This is a genomic window from Paractinoplanes tereljensis, assembly GCF_016862435.1.
Taxonomy (GTDB): domain Bacteria; phylum Actinomycetota; class Actinomycetes; order Mycobacteriales; family Micromonosporaceae; genus Actinoplanes; species Actinoplanes tereljensis.
Genome location: NZ_BOMY01000034.1, coordinates 307452 through 320954, shown reverse-complemented (window position 1 = coordinate 320954; position 13503 = coordinate 307452). Strand labels below are relative to the sequence as shown.

Here is a 13503-nt window from a genome sequence, read left to right as displayed (position 1 = left end):
TGTGAAAAAAGGGCCGGCTTTCGCCGGCCCTTTTTCGTGTCACGGGATGCTGACGACGACCTTTCCCGCGGTCGCCAGGGTGAGGGCGCGCTGCACTTCGGCGTACGGGATGACATCGCTGACGATCTCGGCGTACTTCTCCCAGTTCGCCACCAGGCCCGGGGTCACCTCGAAGATCTCGGTCGGGTAGCCCATCGCCATCGTGATGGTCAGCTCGGTGGTGAGGATCGCCCCGAAGTCGACCTCGACCGGCTTCTTGTGCACGGCGACGATGCTCAGCCGGGCGCCGTGCTTGGCCGCCGCCAGCACCGTCTCGATCACCACGGGTGCGCCCGCCGCGTCCAGGTAGATGTCGGTGGCCGGCTTGATCCCGCGCACCCCGACGCCCTTGGGAGCCTCGCCGTGCAGCTCGGTCAGCCGGGCCGCGACGTCCTCCTCGGCCGAGTTGATCACCGCGTCGGCACCGACCCGCAGCGCCTTCGCCAGCCGGTCCGGCACGATGTCGACCACCACCACGTGGGCCACGCCGCGCAGCTTGAGGGCGATCGCCGCGCCGAGCCCGATCGGCCCCGCGCCGAAGACCACCGCCTTGTCGCCGGGCTGCGGGGCGGCCCGGTTGACCCCGTGGGTGGCCACCGCCATCGGCTCGTTGAGCGCCACCACCTCGAACGGGATGTGCTTCGGGACGGTGATCAGGTGGGTGCCGACGACGGCGTCGCGAATCACTACGAACTCCGACAGGCCGCCCTGGGCGCCGCCGCTGCCGATGATGCCGTCGCCGGCCGCCATCGGGTTGATGACCACGTGGTCGCCGACCGCCAGACCGTCGACCTCGGCGCCCACCTCGGCGACCTCGCCGGCCGGTTCGTGCCCGAGCGGGGTGGCGCCCTGCCGCGGCGGGATGCCGCCGACGTGGATGTAGAGCGCGTCGGACCCGCAGATGCCGCACGCCCGCATCCGCACCAGCACATCGCGCGGCCCGGCCTGCGGCTTGTCCGCCTCGACCACGGCCGTGGTGCCCGGCCCGGTCACCGTAACGGTCTTCATGACGCCCTCCCTCAGCTGCACTAAAACGCTTAAGCTAGCATCGGTTCGTGGCTCGGGTAACCCTCAAGGACGTGGCGACCGCCAGCGGCGTCTCGATCGCCACTGTGAGCTTCGTGCTGAACGACGCGGCCGGCCAGACCATCCCGGCGGCCACCCGCGACCGGGTGCGCCGGGCCGCGGCCGAGCTGGGTTACGTGCCGCACGGCATGGCCCGGGCGCTGCGCGAGGGCACGTCCCGGCTGGTGCTGCTCAACACCGCCGGCCTGCCCCCGGGCGGCAGCCTGCGCAGCTTCATCGAGGGCCTCGAGGACGAACTCGACCAGCACGGCCACGCCCTGCTGGTGCGGCACGGCACCGGCCGGTCCGGCTCGCTGCGGCGGGTGGTCGAGGCGGCCGCCCCGCGCGCGGTGATCGACCTGGCCGGCCTTTATGCGGGTACGGGGACCGACGTGGACGACGGCGGCTGGATCGACGGCCTGGCCGCGCACACCGCGACGCAGATCGGCCACCTGGCCTCGCGCGGCCACCATCGGCTGGCACTGGCTCTGCCCGACGACCCGCGGCTGGCCCGGCTGGCGTCACTGCGCGAGGCCCATACCCGGCAGATAGCCGAGGCACTGGGCCTGGCCGAGTCGGTCGTGATCCGGGTGGGCGACGACCGCGCGGCCCACCGGGACGCGCTGGACTCCCACCCGGGAGTCACCGCGGTGGCCGCCTTCGACGACGACACCGCCCTGCGCGTCCTGTCCGGGACAAATCGGACGGACCTGGCGGTGATCGGCTTCGACGAGACGCCGCACGGCGCCCTCTGGAAACCGTCGCTGACCACGGTCCGCATCGACGCCGCTGGCTACGGCCGCCGCGCCGCTCGGCGCGCCCTCGGCCACGACGCCGGCGACGCCCCGGTGCAGGCCTCCCGGGTGATCGTCCGGGAGTCGGCCTAGGCGTGCGCGGGCCGGTTTTGGGGGCCGGGCCCGCCCGGAGCGGGCGCGCGGAGGGTGAGTCCCGCTCAGCGAAACTGTGGACCAGGGGACCGGTCCTACGGCGTACTGAAAAATGAGCGGAGGCTAGCGCCAGAGCCGGAGTTTTTCGGGGTTTCGCACTGCCCAGATGTGCCGGATGCGGTCGCCGGCGATGTCGAACGCGAACACCGTCGCGACCGTGCCGTCCTGCTCGGCCACCAGGCCGGGGCGGCCGTTCACCGTGCATTCCCGGAAGGTCGTGCGGGTGCCGGAGACCCGCGCGATCTCGGCGTAGGAGCGAGCGATCTGCTCGCCGCCGATGATCGGATGCAGGTGGGTGATGGCCTGTCCGCCGCCGTCGGCGGTCGCGGTGGCGTCCGGGTCCAGCAGGCCGATCAGGGCTTCGATGTCCCTAGCTTGCCAGGCCGACTTGAAGCGGCGGACGATGGCGGCCTGCTCGATGGTCGGAGCGGCCGGCGCCTGTGTGGCGCGGATGCGGCGGCGGGCCGACGACGCCAGCTGGCGGCAGGCCGCCGGGGTGCGGCCGACGATCGCGGCGACCTCGCCGAAGGGATAGCGGAAGACGTCGTGCAGGACGAACGCGACGCGTTCGGCCGGGGTCATCGTGTCGAGAACGACAAGGAAGGCCATCGTCACCGACTCGTCCAGGGTGATCCGATCGGCCGGATCGGTGCTCGACTCCGCGGGTAGCGGTTCCGGGATCCACTCGCCGACGTACGTCTCGCGGCGGGCCCGGGCCGAACCGAGCAGATTGAGGCAGAGACGACCGGCGACCGTCGTCAGCCAGGCGCCGGGCCGCTCGATGGCCTGCTGGTCGGCGGCCGACAGGGCGTACCAGCGGGCGTAGGTCTCCTGCACGACGTCCTCGGCGTCGGTGAGCGATCCGAGGAGCCGGTAGGTGAAGTTGATCAGCTGGCGTCGCTCGCTGGCGGTCATGGTCTTGCCTCCCTCCGATACGACAACACAGCGCATCAGATTGTGAGGCCTCACATTCCGGCGGGCTGCGTTGTCGTACCGGCATGGAACTTTCGAACCGGCTGGAACGGGTCGCCGCCGCGCTGCGGGGCAACGGATTCGCGGCCGAGATCCTCGACGACGCCGCGACCGCCCGTACCCGTATCAAGGATTTGATCCCGGCGGGCGCCAGCGTGCTCACCGGGGCGAGCGAGACCCTCCGGCTGTCCGGCATCGACGAGGACATCAACGCCGGCGGCCGGTACGACGCCATCCGGCCGCGCATCCTGGCCATCGACCGGGCCACCGGCGCCGACGAGATCCGCCGGCTGGTCGCCGGGCCCGACTTCGTCGTCAACAGCGTCGCCGCGGTCACCGAGACCGGCTCGCTCGTGCTGGCCTCGGGCAGCGGCAGCCAGTTGCCGGCCAACGCCGGTGGCGCCGCCCACGCGGTCTGGATCATCGGCGCCCAGAAGGTGGTGCCGGACCTGACCGCGGCGCTGCGCCGGGTCGAGGAGCACGCGCTCCCGCTGGAGAACGCCCGGGCCCAGGCGGTGTACGGGATGCCCAGCGCCATCAACCGCCTGCTCGTCCTCAACGCGGAACCCCGGCCGGGGCGCGGCACGGTCCTGCTGCTGCGGGAGACGATCGGGTTCTAGGTCTTAAGTCAGGCGGATGCGGACCCGGCGGTTCTGCCGGCCCTTGCTCTCCACCTTGACCACCTCGACGCGGCCGACCTGGCCGGTGGAGGCCACGTGGGTGCCGCCGTCGGCCTGGACGTCCAGGCCGACGATGTCGATCACCCGGATCTCCGGCTGCTCCAGCGGCGGCAGGGCGTCCTGGGTGCGCACCAGCGTCGGGATCTGCAGGGCCTCCTCGCGGGGGAGGACCCGGGCCACGATCTTGCGGTCGGCGGCGATCTCGGCGTTCACCGCGTCCTCGAGGGCCTGTTTGAAGCCGGGCGGCACCTCGGGCAGGTTGAAGTCCATCCGGGCCTCACCGGGCTGCATGTTGCCGCCGGTGACCAGGGCGCCGAAGTCGCGGAACACCGTGCCGCAGAGGATGTGCAGGCCGGAGTGGGTGCGCATGAGCGAGCTGCGGCGCTCGTCGTCGATCGCGCCGCGCACCGACGTGCCCACCGGCGGGACCGGGTCGCCCGGCGCGGGGATGAGGTGGAAGTCGTCGCCCTTGCGGGTGTCCACGATACGGGTCTGCACGCCCTGCCAGAGCAGCACGCCGTGGTCGGGCGGCTGGCCCCCGCCGCCGGGATAGAAGGCGGACCGGTCGAGCACGATGCCGGCCTCCGGGTCGCTCGCGTCGGACCACAGCACCGTGCAGTCCCATTCCCGCAGAGTCGGGTCGCTCCAGTCGAGGCGTTCGCTCATGTGCGCACTCTAAACAGGGCGTCGGCGAAGCGTTGCCACTGCTGCCACATGTCGATCGTCGGGTCGCGGAGCCAGTTGAGCTGGATGCCGTCCATGAAGGAGTAGATCTCTACGGCCAGCTCGTGGTCGCCCAGCATGTTGCCCAGCAGAGTCGTGCCGGTGCGCAGGCGGTCGGCGAAGTAGCGGTGGGCCGGATGCGCCGGGTCGAGGGCTTCGGCGGCCAGCACCGTGTAGAGCCGGACTATCTCGGGCTGGCCCAGGTTGCGGCGCACGATGCTGTCCAGGACGTGCCGGGCGTTCAGGGCCGGGTCCAGGGACTGGTTGTCGCGCTCGTCGCGCAGGGCCAGCACGTCGAGCAGCAGCTGCTCCTTCGAGCCCACGTGGTGCAGGACGCCGGCCCTGGTCAGGCCGGTCGCCTCGGCCAGGGCCTTGATCGAGAAGCGGTGGTAGCCGATCCGGGCGATCAGCGTGGTGGCCTCGTCGACGAGCTGGCGGCGGCGCACCTCGGCGGTCAGGCGGACACGCTTGCCGTTCGTCACCGGACCATCGTAAACTTGCCGCTACCTACACCGGTGTCAGTAAGGAGTTCGGCGATGACCGTCTTCGAGGAATCCGTGGCCCGCCTGCGTGCCGGCAGTGACCTGGCGGCCGAGACCGAGGCGCTTCTCGCCGAGCTCACCCTCGACGAGAAGCTGTGGCTGCTGGACGGGGACGACGAGTTCTGGCCGGGCCTGGCCGAGATGTCGGCCGGCTACAACCTGCGGCCGATCGTGATGGGTGCGATTGACCGGATCGGGCTGCCTGGCCTGCGGTTCAGCGACGGCCCGCGCGGTGTGGTGATGGGCGCCTCGACCGCGTTCCCGGTCTCGATGGCCCGCGGCGCCACCTGGGATCCTCGCTTGGAGGAGCGGGTCGGCCTCGTGATCGGCCGGGAGATGCGCGCCCAGGGCGCGAACTTCTTCGGCGGCGTCTGCATCAACCTGCCGCGACACCCGGCCTGGGGCCGGATCCAGGAGACGTACGGCGAGGACCCGCTGCTTCTCGGCGAGTTCGGTGCCGCCCTGGTCCGGGGAGTGCAGCGCAACGCGATGGCGGTGGCCAAGCACTACGCGCTCAACAGCATGGAAAACGCCCGCTTCAAGGTCGACGTCACCGCCGACGAGCCCACCCTGCACGAGGTGTTCCTGCCGCACTTCCGCCGGGTCGTCGAGGAGGGCGTCGACGGCATCATGACCGCCTACAACTCGGTCAACGGCGAGTGGGCCGGGCAGAACGCCGAGCTGATGGAGGGCATCCTGCGCGGCCGCTGGGGCTTCAGCGGGGTGACCGTCTCCGACTTCGTCTTCGGCCTGCGCGACGCGGCCGGCTCACTGCGGGCCGGCCTCGACGTCGAGGAGCCGTTCCGCCAGCAGCGGGCGCAGCATCTGCCCGAAGCCGTGGAGGAGGAGTTCGTCGACCGGGCCGCCCGCCGCATCCTGCGCACCCAGCTGGCCTATCACGCCCGCGATCTCGAGCCCGCGCCCTCGCCCGACGTGGTCTTCAGTGCCGAGCACCGGGCGCTGGCCCGCGAGGTGGCCCAGCGGTCGATGGTGCTGCTCAAGAACGACGGCGTGCTGCCGCTCGACGCGTCGTCGCTCACGAGCGTCGCGGTGCTCGGCCGCCTCGCAGCGACCGCCAACACCGGCGACCAGGGTTCGTCGGACGTGCGCTCACCGGAGGTGGTGACGGCTCTGGCGGGGCTGACGGCCGCACTTCCGGGCGTACGGGTGACGGATGACCCGCAAGGCGCCGACGTCGCCGTGGTGGTGGTCGGCTACACCGCCGCCGACGAGGGTGAGTATCTGGGGGCCGAGGCGATGTCCAGTCCCGAGCTGCTGGCGCTGTTCCCGCCGCTGCCAGAGGGTGTCGCCCCGCGGTCGCCCGGGGGCATGGGCACCGCCGAGGGCGGGGACCGGGCGAGCCTGCGCCTGCTGCCGGCCGACGTCGAGCTGATCCGGGCCACCGCCGCCGTCAACCCGCGCACCGTGGTGGTCATCGTGACCGCCGGCGCGGTCATCACCGAGGAGTGGCGCGACCAGGTGCCGGCCGTGCTGATCGGGTGGTACGGCGGGGCCGAGGGCGGCCACGCGCTGGCCGACGTGCTGCTCGGCGCGGTCGACGCGGCCGGTCGGCTGCCCTACTCGATCCCGGTCAGCGAGGAACACCTGCCGTTCTTCGACCGGGACGCGACGAGCATCACCTACGACCGCTGGTTCGGGCAGCGGCTGCTCGACCGGGACGGGGTGGCGGCGGCGTTCCCGCTCGGCTTCGGCCTGTCGTACACCAGCTTCGGCATCGACGGGCTGTCGGTCTCGGCGGTCGACGGCGAGCACTTCACGGCCACTACCGCCGTCACCAACACCGGCGACCGGGCCGGGCGGCACGTCGTGCAGCTCTACGGCGTGGTCGAGGCCGACGACTTCCCGCGCCGGGTGCTGCTCGGGTTCGCCCCGGTCGAGCTGGCCGCGGGAGAGAAGGCCGAGGTCACGGTCATCGGCTCGACCCGGCCGCTGCAACGGTGGACGGCGGGCGGGTTCGTGCCCGCCGCCACCTCCGAGGTCGTCGTCGAGGCCGCCGCGTTCTCGGGCGATCCCGAGGCCGCGACCGCGCCGCTAGTCCTTGGCCAGTAGCTCGCGCACCCGGGGGATGACCACCGTGCCGTACAGCTCGATGGCCTTCATCATCGCCTCGTGCGGGAGCGTGCCGGCCGAGTACTTCATGTCGAAGCGCTGGATGCCCAGTTCCTTGATCGTCTTGGCGACCTTCTGGGCGACCGTCTCGGGGGAGCCGGCGTGCCAGGCGCCCTCGTCGATGTCGGACTGGAAGCGGTCGCGGGCCAGCGGCGGCCAGCCGCGCTCGCGGCCGATCCGGTTCATCATCACCCGCACGTGCGGCCAGAGCAGGTCGGCCGCCTCCTGGTCGGTGTCGGCGACGAAACCGGGGCAGTGCACGGCCACCGGCAGGTCCTCCGGCTTGCCGAGCTCCTTGAGCGCGCGGCGGTACAGGTCGACGTAGGGGCCGAAGCGGGCCGGGGCGCCGCCGATGATGGCCAGGACCAGCGGGAATCCGTAGGAGGCGGCGCGGACCACCGACTCGGGGCTGCCGCCCACGCCGATCCAGGTGGGAATGCGGCCGTTCTCCGTCTTGGGGTAGACCTGCTGGTTCTTCAGGCCGGGGCGAACCGTGCCCTCCCACGTCACCGGGCCCTCGTCGAGGAGGGCGGCCATCAGCTCGGCCTTCTCCTCGAACAGCTTGTCGTAATCGGCCAGGTCGAAGCCGAACAGCGGGAACGACTCGGTGAACGAGCCCCGGCCGAGGGTGATCTCGGCGCGGCCGTTCGACACCGCGTCCAGGGTGGCGAAGCGCTCGTAAACCCGGACCGGGTCGTCCGAGCTGAGCACGGTGACCGCGGTGCCGAGGGTGATTTTCTCGGTGCGAGCCGCGATCGCGGCCAGCACGATCTCGGGAGCCGAGACCGCGAAGTCGTCGCGGTGGTGCTCGCCGACGCTGAACGCGTCCAGGCCGACCTTCTCGGCGAGCACCGCCTGGTCGACCAGGTTGCGGATCACCTGTGCGTAGGGGAGGGGCTTGCCGTCGCTGCCGGCGGTGACGTCGCCGAACGTATCCAGACCGAATTTCACAAGATCAGGCTACCGGCGCCCTTTGAGGCGCCTGCCCATCTCCCGCTGGATCTCCTTCTGGGCGTCGCGAGCGGCCAGGACCTGCCGCTTATCGTACGATTTGAGGCCCCGGGCCATGCCGATCTCGACCTTGGCCCAGCCGTTGTTGAAGTACATCGACAGCGGCACCAGGGTCAGCCCGTTGCCGTCGCGCAGCTGGCTCAGGATCTTGGCGATTTCGACCCGGTGCAGCAGCAGCTTGCGGGTGCGGCGCGGGACATGGTTGGTCCAGCTGCCGTAGCCGTACTCGGCGATGTGCAGGCCGTACAGCATGATCTCGCCCTCATGCTCCTGTGCGAAGGCGTCAACCAGCGACGCACGCCCCTCCCGGAGGGACTTCACCTCGGTGCCGGCCAGCACGAGACCCGCTTCGTAGGTCTTGAGGATCTCGTAGTCGTGCCGCGCCTTCTTGTTCGACGCGATCAGCTTCCGGCCGGTCTCTTTCGCCACGGTTCCGAGGTTACGGGACGGGCCTCCGCATCGAGTACGTGACGCTGGACAGCCGGTGCGGCTCGTTGTGCACGTGGATGGCGGCCCGGTCGTACGCCTGCCAGCCGGCCGCGCCCGCCCGGTTGAGGTGCCGAAGATCGTCGAAACGCTCATCGGTGCCCCAGCGCAGCACCCCGCCGGGGTGGTGGAAGGTGGCCGTCCAGTCCATGAACCGGTCGGCACCGAGCGTGCCGGCCGCGCGGTACTCCAGCCGCGCAAATTCCCAATTGGTCACCCTTTCGATTATGCCGTCACACCCGGGTGTGTGCTGTCCGGACTCGGTCAGCACTGTGGACCCTGAGAAAACCCTGAGCTGTCGGATATCAGGGTTGGGCTACGTAACGTGAGCGGCATACCCTTCGCCCGTCAAGGCTCAGGTCTTCGGGGGGAGACGGCATATGGCTACGGGTGGGATAGCGCGACTGGTGTGCGGGCGGTGGTCCAAGTGGATCGTCCTCGCCCTCTGGGTCGTCGTGGTGGCGCTGGCGGCACCCCTCGCGGGGAAACTGTCCGACGTCGAGAAGAACGACAACTCCGCCTGGCTACCGTCCGGCGCGGAGGCGACGCAGGTCGCCGATCTGCAGAAACAGTTCAGTCCGGACGACATCGCGCCGGCCCTGATCGTCTACGAGCGCACCGGCGGAATCACCGCGGCCGACACGGCCAAGGCCACCGCCGACGCCAAGGCGTTCGCCTCGGTGGCCGGTGTCACCGGCCAGGTGACCGGGCCGATCCCGGCCGAGGACAAGGCGGCGCTGTCCACCATCGTCCCGGTGAAGGTCGACGCGGCCGGCTGGGAGCAGATCGCCACCATCGTCGACAACCTCAAGGCGATCGCCGGGCCGGGGGACAACGGGCTCGCGGTCTACCTGACCGGACCGGCCGGGAACGCGGCCGACTCGGCGTCGGCGTTCGAGGGCATCGACGGCACGCTGCTCTACACCACGCTGATCGTGGTGGCGATCATCCTGCTGATCACCTACCGCAGCCCGGTGCTGTGGTTGTTCCCGATCGTCTCGGCCGGTGTCGCCCTGATCGGCGCGCAGGCCGTCATCTACCTGCTGGCCAAGCACGGCGGGCTGGTGGTCAACGCGCAGAGCGCCGGCATCCTCACCGTGCTGGTGTTCGGCGCCGGCACCGACTACGCCCTGCTGCTTGTCGCCCGCTACCGGGAAGAGCTGCGCAAACACGAGGATCGGCACGAGGCGATGCAGCTCGCCCTGCACCGGGCCGGCCCGGCGATCATCGCCAGTGCCGCGACCGTGGCGGTCGGCATGTCCTGCCTCACCCTCGCCGACCTCAACTCGACAAGCGGCCTCGGGCCGGTCGCGGCGCTCGGCATCGTGGTCGGGCTGGCCGCCATGGTCACCCTGCTGCCGGCGATGCTGGTGATCTGCGGGCGGTGGCTGTTCTGGCCGGCCAAGCCGAAGTTCGGCACCGCCGAGCCGACCGCCACCGGCCTGTGGGCGCGGCTCGGCGGCCGGATCGCCAAGCGGCCGCGCACCGTCTGGATCGGCACCGCCCTGGCGCTCGGCGTGATGGCGCTCGGGCTGTTCCAGCTGCGGGCCGACGGGCTGTCCACGGCCGACAGCTTCACCACCGAGCAGCCGTCGGTGGCCGGCGAGCAGGCCCTGGCCCGGCACTTCCCGGCCGGCGGCGGCCAGCCGGTCACCGTCATCGCCAGTGCCGGTCAGGCCGACCAGGTGCGGACGGCGTTCGCCGGGGTCAAGGGGATCAGCGCGGTGGCCGACCCGGTCGCCAAGGACGGCCTGGTCCAGCTGGACGGCACGCTCACCGACGCACCCGACTCGACTGCCGCGCAGGAGACCGTGGCCCGGGTGCGCGACGCCGTGCACGCGGTGCCGGGCGCGGACGCCAAGGTCGGCGGGCAGACCGCGATGATCGTCGACATCAACGCGGCCAACCGGCACGACAACCGGCTGATCATCCCGCTCGTGCTGCTGGTGGTGCTGGTCATCCTCGGCCTGCTGCTGCGGGCGATCGTGGCCCCGCTGATCCTGATGGGCACCGTGGTGCTGTCCTTCGCGGCCGCCCTCGGGGTCAGCGCGCTGGTCTTCCGGCACATCTTCGGCTGGGAGGGCGAGGACACCGCGTTCCCGCTGTTCGTCTTCGTGTTCCTGGTCGCGCTCGGGATCGACTACAACATCTTCCTGATGACCCGGGTGCGCGAAGAGGCCCGCACGCACGGCACCCGGCGCGGCGCCCTGATCGGGCTCGGCGCCACCGGCGGCGTGATCACCTCGGCCGGCATCGTGCTGGCCGGCACGTTCGCGGCCCTCGGCAGCCTGCCGCTCGTCGCGTTCGCCGAGATCGGGTTCGCGGTCGCGTTCGGCGTGCTGCTCGACACGCTGATCGTCCGGTCGGTGCTGGTCACCGCGCTCAACCTGGACATCGGCCGGCACATGTGGTGGCCCAGCAAGCTCGGTCAGGTCCCGGACGAGCCGGCGGAGAAGGAAACCCCGTTGTCAGCATCTGAACCCGAACTTACGCACTGAGGGCCTCGCCTTGCAGGGTCGGCGGTACGCGACCCTGCAAGGAGGCGAGGCCGAGATGAAGGCAGTGCGGGTTCATTCCTACGGCAAACGACCCACCGTCGACGACGTGCCCGAACCCACCGTGAGCGGGCCGTTCGACGTGCTCGTGCAGGTCGGCGCGGCCGGACTCTGTCGCACCGACCTGCACATCATCGAGGGCCAGTGGGCCGAGAAATCGGGCGTGAAACTCCCGTACGTCATCGGGCATGAGAACGCCGGCTGGGTGCGCGAGATCGGCAGTGCCGTCACCAATGTCGCCGTAGGCGACGCGGTGATCCTGCATCCCCTGGTGACCTGCGGCCTGTGCCGGGCCTGCCGGTCCGGCGACGACGTGCACTGCGAGAACTCGCGCTTCCCGGGCATCGACTGCGCCGGCGGCATGGCCGAATACCTGCTGACCAGCGCCCGCTCGGTGGTGAAGCTGGCCGAAGGCCTCGAGCCGGCGGCGGTGGCGGCCCTGGCCGACGCCGGGCTGACCGCCTACCACGCGGTGCGCAAGGCGGTGCCGCTGCTGTACCCGGGCACCACCTGCGTGGTCATCGGGGCCGGCGGGCTCGGCCACATCGGCATCCAGTGCCTGCTCGCGATGACCGCCGCCCACGTGGTCGTGGTCGACCCCAGCGAGGCGGCCCGCGACCTGGCCCGGCAACTCGGCGCGCACCACGTCACCGACCGCACCGACGACCTGCGCGACTCCGCCCACGTGGTGCTCGACTTCGTGGGGGAGCAGGGCGCCGAGGCCGAGGGCCTCGCGATGACCCGGCGGGCCGGCAGCTACTACGTGATCGGGTACGGCGGGAAGGTCGACATCCCCACCATCGACCTGATCTCCACCGAGCGGAACATCGTCGGCAACCTGGTCGGCTCCTACAACGACCTCGACGAGCTGATGACCCTCGCCGCGCAAGGTCGGGTCACCCTGCACACCCGCACCTATCCGCTGTCTGCCGTCAACGAGGCGATGGACGACCTCGAACTTGGCCGCCTGCAGGGGCGCGGCATCCTCGTTCCGTCCACGACCTGATGTACAGCCGGGACGGGGAGAGCTACTTCGTCGTCGACGGGCACACGCACTTCTGGGACGGGAGCCCGGCCAACCAGCTCAACCGGTACGGCGAGGGCTTCGTCAAGTGCCTGCACGACTACCACGCGAACCTGTCGCCGGACGAGTACCGATGGACGCTGCCGGAATTCGAGCGGTGTTCGGAAGAGCGGATGATCCACGATCTGTTCGAGGCCGGGTACGTCGACGTCGCGATTCTCCAGTCGGCGTACCTGACCGACTGGTTCGCCAACGGCTTCAACCCGACCCAGCAGAACGGGGAGGTGGCCGAGCGGCACCCCGGCCGGTTCATCGTGAACGGGCGATTCGACCCGCGCGACGGCGAGGCCGGGCTGGAGGCCCTGGAACGGTTGCACGAGCGGTGGCAACTGCGTGGGGTGAAGCTCTACACGGCCGAATGGAAAGGGGACAGCAAGGGCTGGAAACTCAGCGATCCGTGGGCGTACCGGTATCTGGAGAAATGCCTGGCGCTGGGCATCCGGAACATCCACGTGCACAAGGGCCCGACCATCTATCCGATGAACCGGGACGCCTTCGACGTGGCCGACGTCGACGACGCGGCCACCGCGTTTCCCGGGCTGAATTTCATCGTCGAGCACGTCGGGCTGCCCCGGCTGGAGGACTTCTGCTGGATCGCCACCCAGGAGCCCAACGTGTATGGCGGACTCGGCGTGGCCCTGCCGTTCCTCCATTCCCGGCCCCGCTATTTCGCGCAGATCATCGGCGAACTGCTCTACTGGCTCGACGAGGATCGCCTGCTGTTCGGCAGCGATTACGCGGTCTGGCAGCCGAAATGGCTGATCGAGAAATTCGTCGAATTCCAAATTCCCCAAGACATGCAGGGCGAGTACGGCGTGCTGAGCCCGACGATCAAGCGGAAGATCCTCGGGCTCAACGCCGCCCGGCTGTACGACCTCAAGGCGCCTTGACCGCGAGTTCGCCCAGCTCGGACCAGTCGTCCTGGTCGATCGACTGGCTGATGATCTTCGGCGTCGCGACCAGGTATGGCGGGAGGTCGAGCTGGGCCTGCTTGAAGTGCGCCGACCCGACGTGGGCGCCGCCCGCCTCCCCGTCGCGGAATGCCTCTACCAGCACGTACTCCTGGGGGTTGTCGAGACTGCGCGACCAATCGAACCAGAGGCAACCTTGCTCACCGCGCGTAGCGCGGGTGAACGGCCCGGAGATTTCCGGCCAGGCCTCGGCGTGTTCGGGCTTGATCAGGAACTTCGCGGTAATGAAGATCATTACTGGCCACCTTTCGCGCGATCAGTCATCGCCCTTCCCAGGCGCCCGGCCCGGACGGAGGCT

The 13503-nt window shown here is 70.5% G+C and carries 14 protein-coding genes; 6 read left to right on the top strand and 8 right to left on the bottom strand.

The window, feature by feature from the left end; all coding sequences use genetic code 11:
* Positions 1-39: 39 nt before the first annotated feature.
* Positions 40-1047, bottom strand: coding sequence for a zinc-dependent alcohol dehydrogenase (locus tag Ate02nite_RS26600; RefSeq protein ID WP_203810200.1), 1008 nt, complete (start codon positions 1045-1047; stop codon positions 40-42).
* Between the two features lie 47 nt (positions 1048-1094).
* Between Ate02nite_RS26600 and Ate02nite_RS26595 the strand changes: the two genes are divergently transcribed.
* A complete protein-coding gene (locus Ate02nite_RS26595) occupies positions 1095-1991 on the top strand; it encodes a LacI family DNA-binding transcriptional regulator (protein ID WP_239147707.1) in 897 nt (298 codons plus the stop codon).
* A gap of 123 nt (positions 1992-2114) precedes the next feature.
* Here the strand turns inward: Ate02nite_RS26595 and sigJ are convergent, their stop codons facing one another.
* On the bottom strand, positions 2115-2966 hold the full coding sequence (gene sigJ / locus Ate02nite_RS26590) for an RNA polymerase sigma factor SigJ (protein WP_203810198.1): 852 nt from the start codon (positions 2964-2966) through the stop codon (positions 2115-2117).
* 83 nt (positions 2967-3049) lie between these two features.
* Between sigJ and Ate02nite_RS26585 the strand changes: the two genes are divergently transcribed.
* A complete protein-coding gene (locus tag Ate02nite_RS26585) occupies positions 3050-3643 on the top strand; it encodes an LUD domain-containing protein (protein ID WP_203810196.1) in 594 nt (197 codons plus the stop codon).
* Positions 3644-3646: 3 nt separating this feature from the next.
* Here the strand turns inward: Ate02nite_RS26585 and Ate02nite_RS26580 are convergent, their stop codons facing one another.
* Both Ate02nite_RS26580 and Ate02nite_RS26575 read right to left on the bottom strand, forming a co-directional pair.
* A complete protein-coding gene (locus Ate02nite_RS26580) occupies positions 3647-4369 on the bottom strand; it encodes an alanyl-tRNA editing protein (RefSeq protein WP_203810194.1) in 723 nt (240 codons plus the stop codon).
* Entirely contained in the window at positions 4366-4908 is a 543-nt protein-coding gene (locus tag Ate02nite_RS26575; RefSeq protein ID WP_203810192.1) for a TetR/AcrR family transcriptional regulator, read from the bottom strand. Before Ate02nite_RS26575 ends, Ate02nite_RS26580 begins: the two co-directional genes overlap by 4 nt.
* A 54-nt stretch (positions 4909-4962) precedes the next feature.
* On the opposite strand from Ate02nite_RS26575, the gene Ate02nite_RS26570 reads away from it, so the two are divergent.
* Positions 4963-7038 (top strand): glycoside hydrolase family 3 C-terminal domain-containing protein, encoded by a 2076-nt coding sequence (locus Ate02nite_RS26570; protein ID WP_203810190.1) that lies wholly within the window; start codon positions 4963-4965, stop codon positions 7036-7038.
* On the opposite strand, the gene Ate02nite_RS26565 is transcribed toward Ate02nite_RS26570, so the two are convergent.
* The 3 genes from Ate02nite_RS26565 to Ate02nite_RS26555 are packed head-to-tail and all read right to left on the bottom strand — an operon-like array spanning position 7021 to position 8812.
* Complete coding sequence (locus Ate02nite_RS26565; protein WP_203810187.1) at positions 7021-8049, bottom strand: LLM class flavin-dependent oxidoreductase; 1029 nt, start codon at positions 8047-8049, stop codon at positions 7021-7023. The genes Ate02nite_RS26570 and Ate02nite_RS26565 overlap by 18 nt on opposite strands.
* A 9-nt stretch (positions 8050-8058) precedes the next feature.
* Complete coding sequence (gene smpB / locus Ate02nite_RS26560; protein WP_203810185.1) at positions 8059-8538, bottom strand: SsrA-binding protein SmpB; 480 nt, start codon at positions 8536-8538, stop codon at positions 8059-8061.
* Positions 8539-8548: 10 nt separating this feature from the next.
* Entirely contained in the window at positions 8549-8812 is a 264-nt protein-coding gene (locus Ate02nite_RS26555) for a hypothetical protein (RefSeq protein ID WP_203810183.1), read from the bottom strand.
* Positions 8813-8975: 163 nt separating this feature from the next.
* On the opposite strand from Ate02nite_RS26555, the gene Ate02nite_RS26550 reads away from it, so the two are divergent.
* From Ate02nite_RS26550 to Ate02nite_RS26540, 3 genes are read left to right on the top strand one after another with little or no spacing between them, the layout of a single operon-like run.
* Positions 8976-11093 carry an MMPL family transporter gene (locus tag Ate02nite_RS26550; RefSeq protein ID WP_203810181.1) on the top strand — a complete coding sequence of 706 codons (2118 nt, stop codon included), beginning with the start codon at positions 8976-8978 and terminating at the stop codon, positions 11091-11093.
* Positions 11094-11148: 55 nt separating this feature from the next.
* On the top strand, positions 11149-12156 hold the full coding sequence (locus Ate02nite_RS26545; RefSeq protein WP_203810179.1) for an NAD(P)-dependent alcohol dehydrogenase: 1008 nt from the start codon (positions 11149-11151) through the stop codon (positions 12154-12156).
* Positions 12156-13124 carry an amidohydrolase family protein gene (locus tag Ate02nite_RS26540; protein ID WP_203810177.1) on the top strand — a complete coding sequence of 323 codons (969 nt, stop codon included), beginning with the start codon at positions 12156-12158 and terminating at the stop codon, positions 13122-13124. Before Ate02nite_RS26545 ends, Ate02nite_RS26540 begins: the two co-directional genes overlap by 1 nt.
* Here Ate02nite_RS26540 and Ate02nite_RS26535 read toward each other — a convergent pair.
* Positions 13111-13440, bottom strand: coding sequence for a putative quinol monooxygenase (locus tag Ate02nite_RS26535; RefSeq protein ID WP_203810175.1), 330 nt, complete (start codon positions 13438-13440; stop codon positions 13111-13113). The two genes, Ate02nite_RS26540 and Ate02nite_RS26535, sit on opposite strands and share 14 nt — an antisense overlap.
* Positions 13441-13503: the final 63 nt, after the last annotated feature.

Coding starts and splice junctions, on each gene's coding strand:
- Ate02nite_RS26580 (WP_203810194.1), bottom strand. CDS start 4,369: ATGAGCGAACGCCTCGACTGGAGCGACCCGACTCTGCGGGAATGGGAC.
- Ate02nite_RS26545 (WP_203810179.1), top strand. CDS start 11,149: ATGAAGGCAGTGCGGGTTCATTCCTACGGCAAACGACCCACCGTCGAC.
- Ate02nite_RS26535 (WP_203810175.1), bottom strand. CDS start 13,440: ATGATCTTCATTACCGCGAAGTTCCTGATCAAGCCCGAACACGCCGAG.
- Ate02nite_RS26550 (WP_203810181.1), top strand. CDS start 8,976: ATGGCTACGGGTGGGATAGCGCGACTGGTGTGCGGGCGGTGGTCCAAG.
- Ate02nite_RS26570 (WP_203810190.1), top strand. CDS start 4,963: ATGACCGTCTTCGAGGAATCCGTGGCCCGCCTGCGTGCCGGCAGTGAC.
- sigJ (WP_203810198.1), bottom strand. CDS start 2,966: ATGACCGCCAGCGAGCGACGCCAGCTGATCAACTTCACCTACCGGCTC.
- Ate02nite_RS26600 (WP_203810200.1), bottom strand. CDS start 1,047: ATGAAGACCGTTACGGTGACCGGGCCGGGCACCACGGCCGTGGTCGAG.
- Ate02nite_RS26585 (WP_203810196.1), top strand. CDS start 3,050: ATGGAACTTTCGAACCGGCTGGAACGGGTCGCCGCCGCGCTGCGGGGC.
- Ate02nite_RS26540 (WP_203810177.1), top strand. CDS start 12,156: ATGTACAGCCGGGACGGGGAGAGCTACTTCGTCGTCGACGGGCACACG.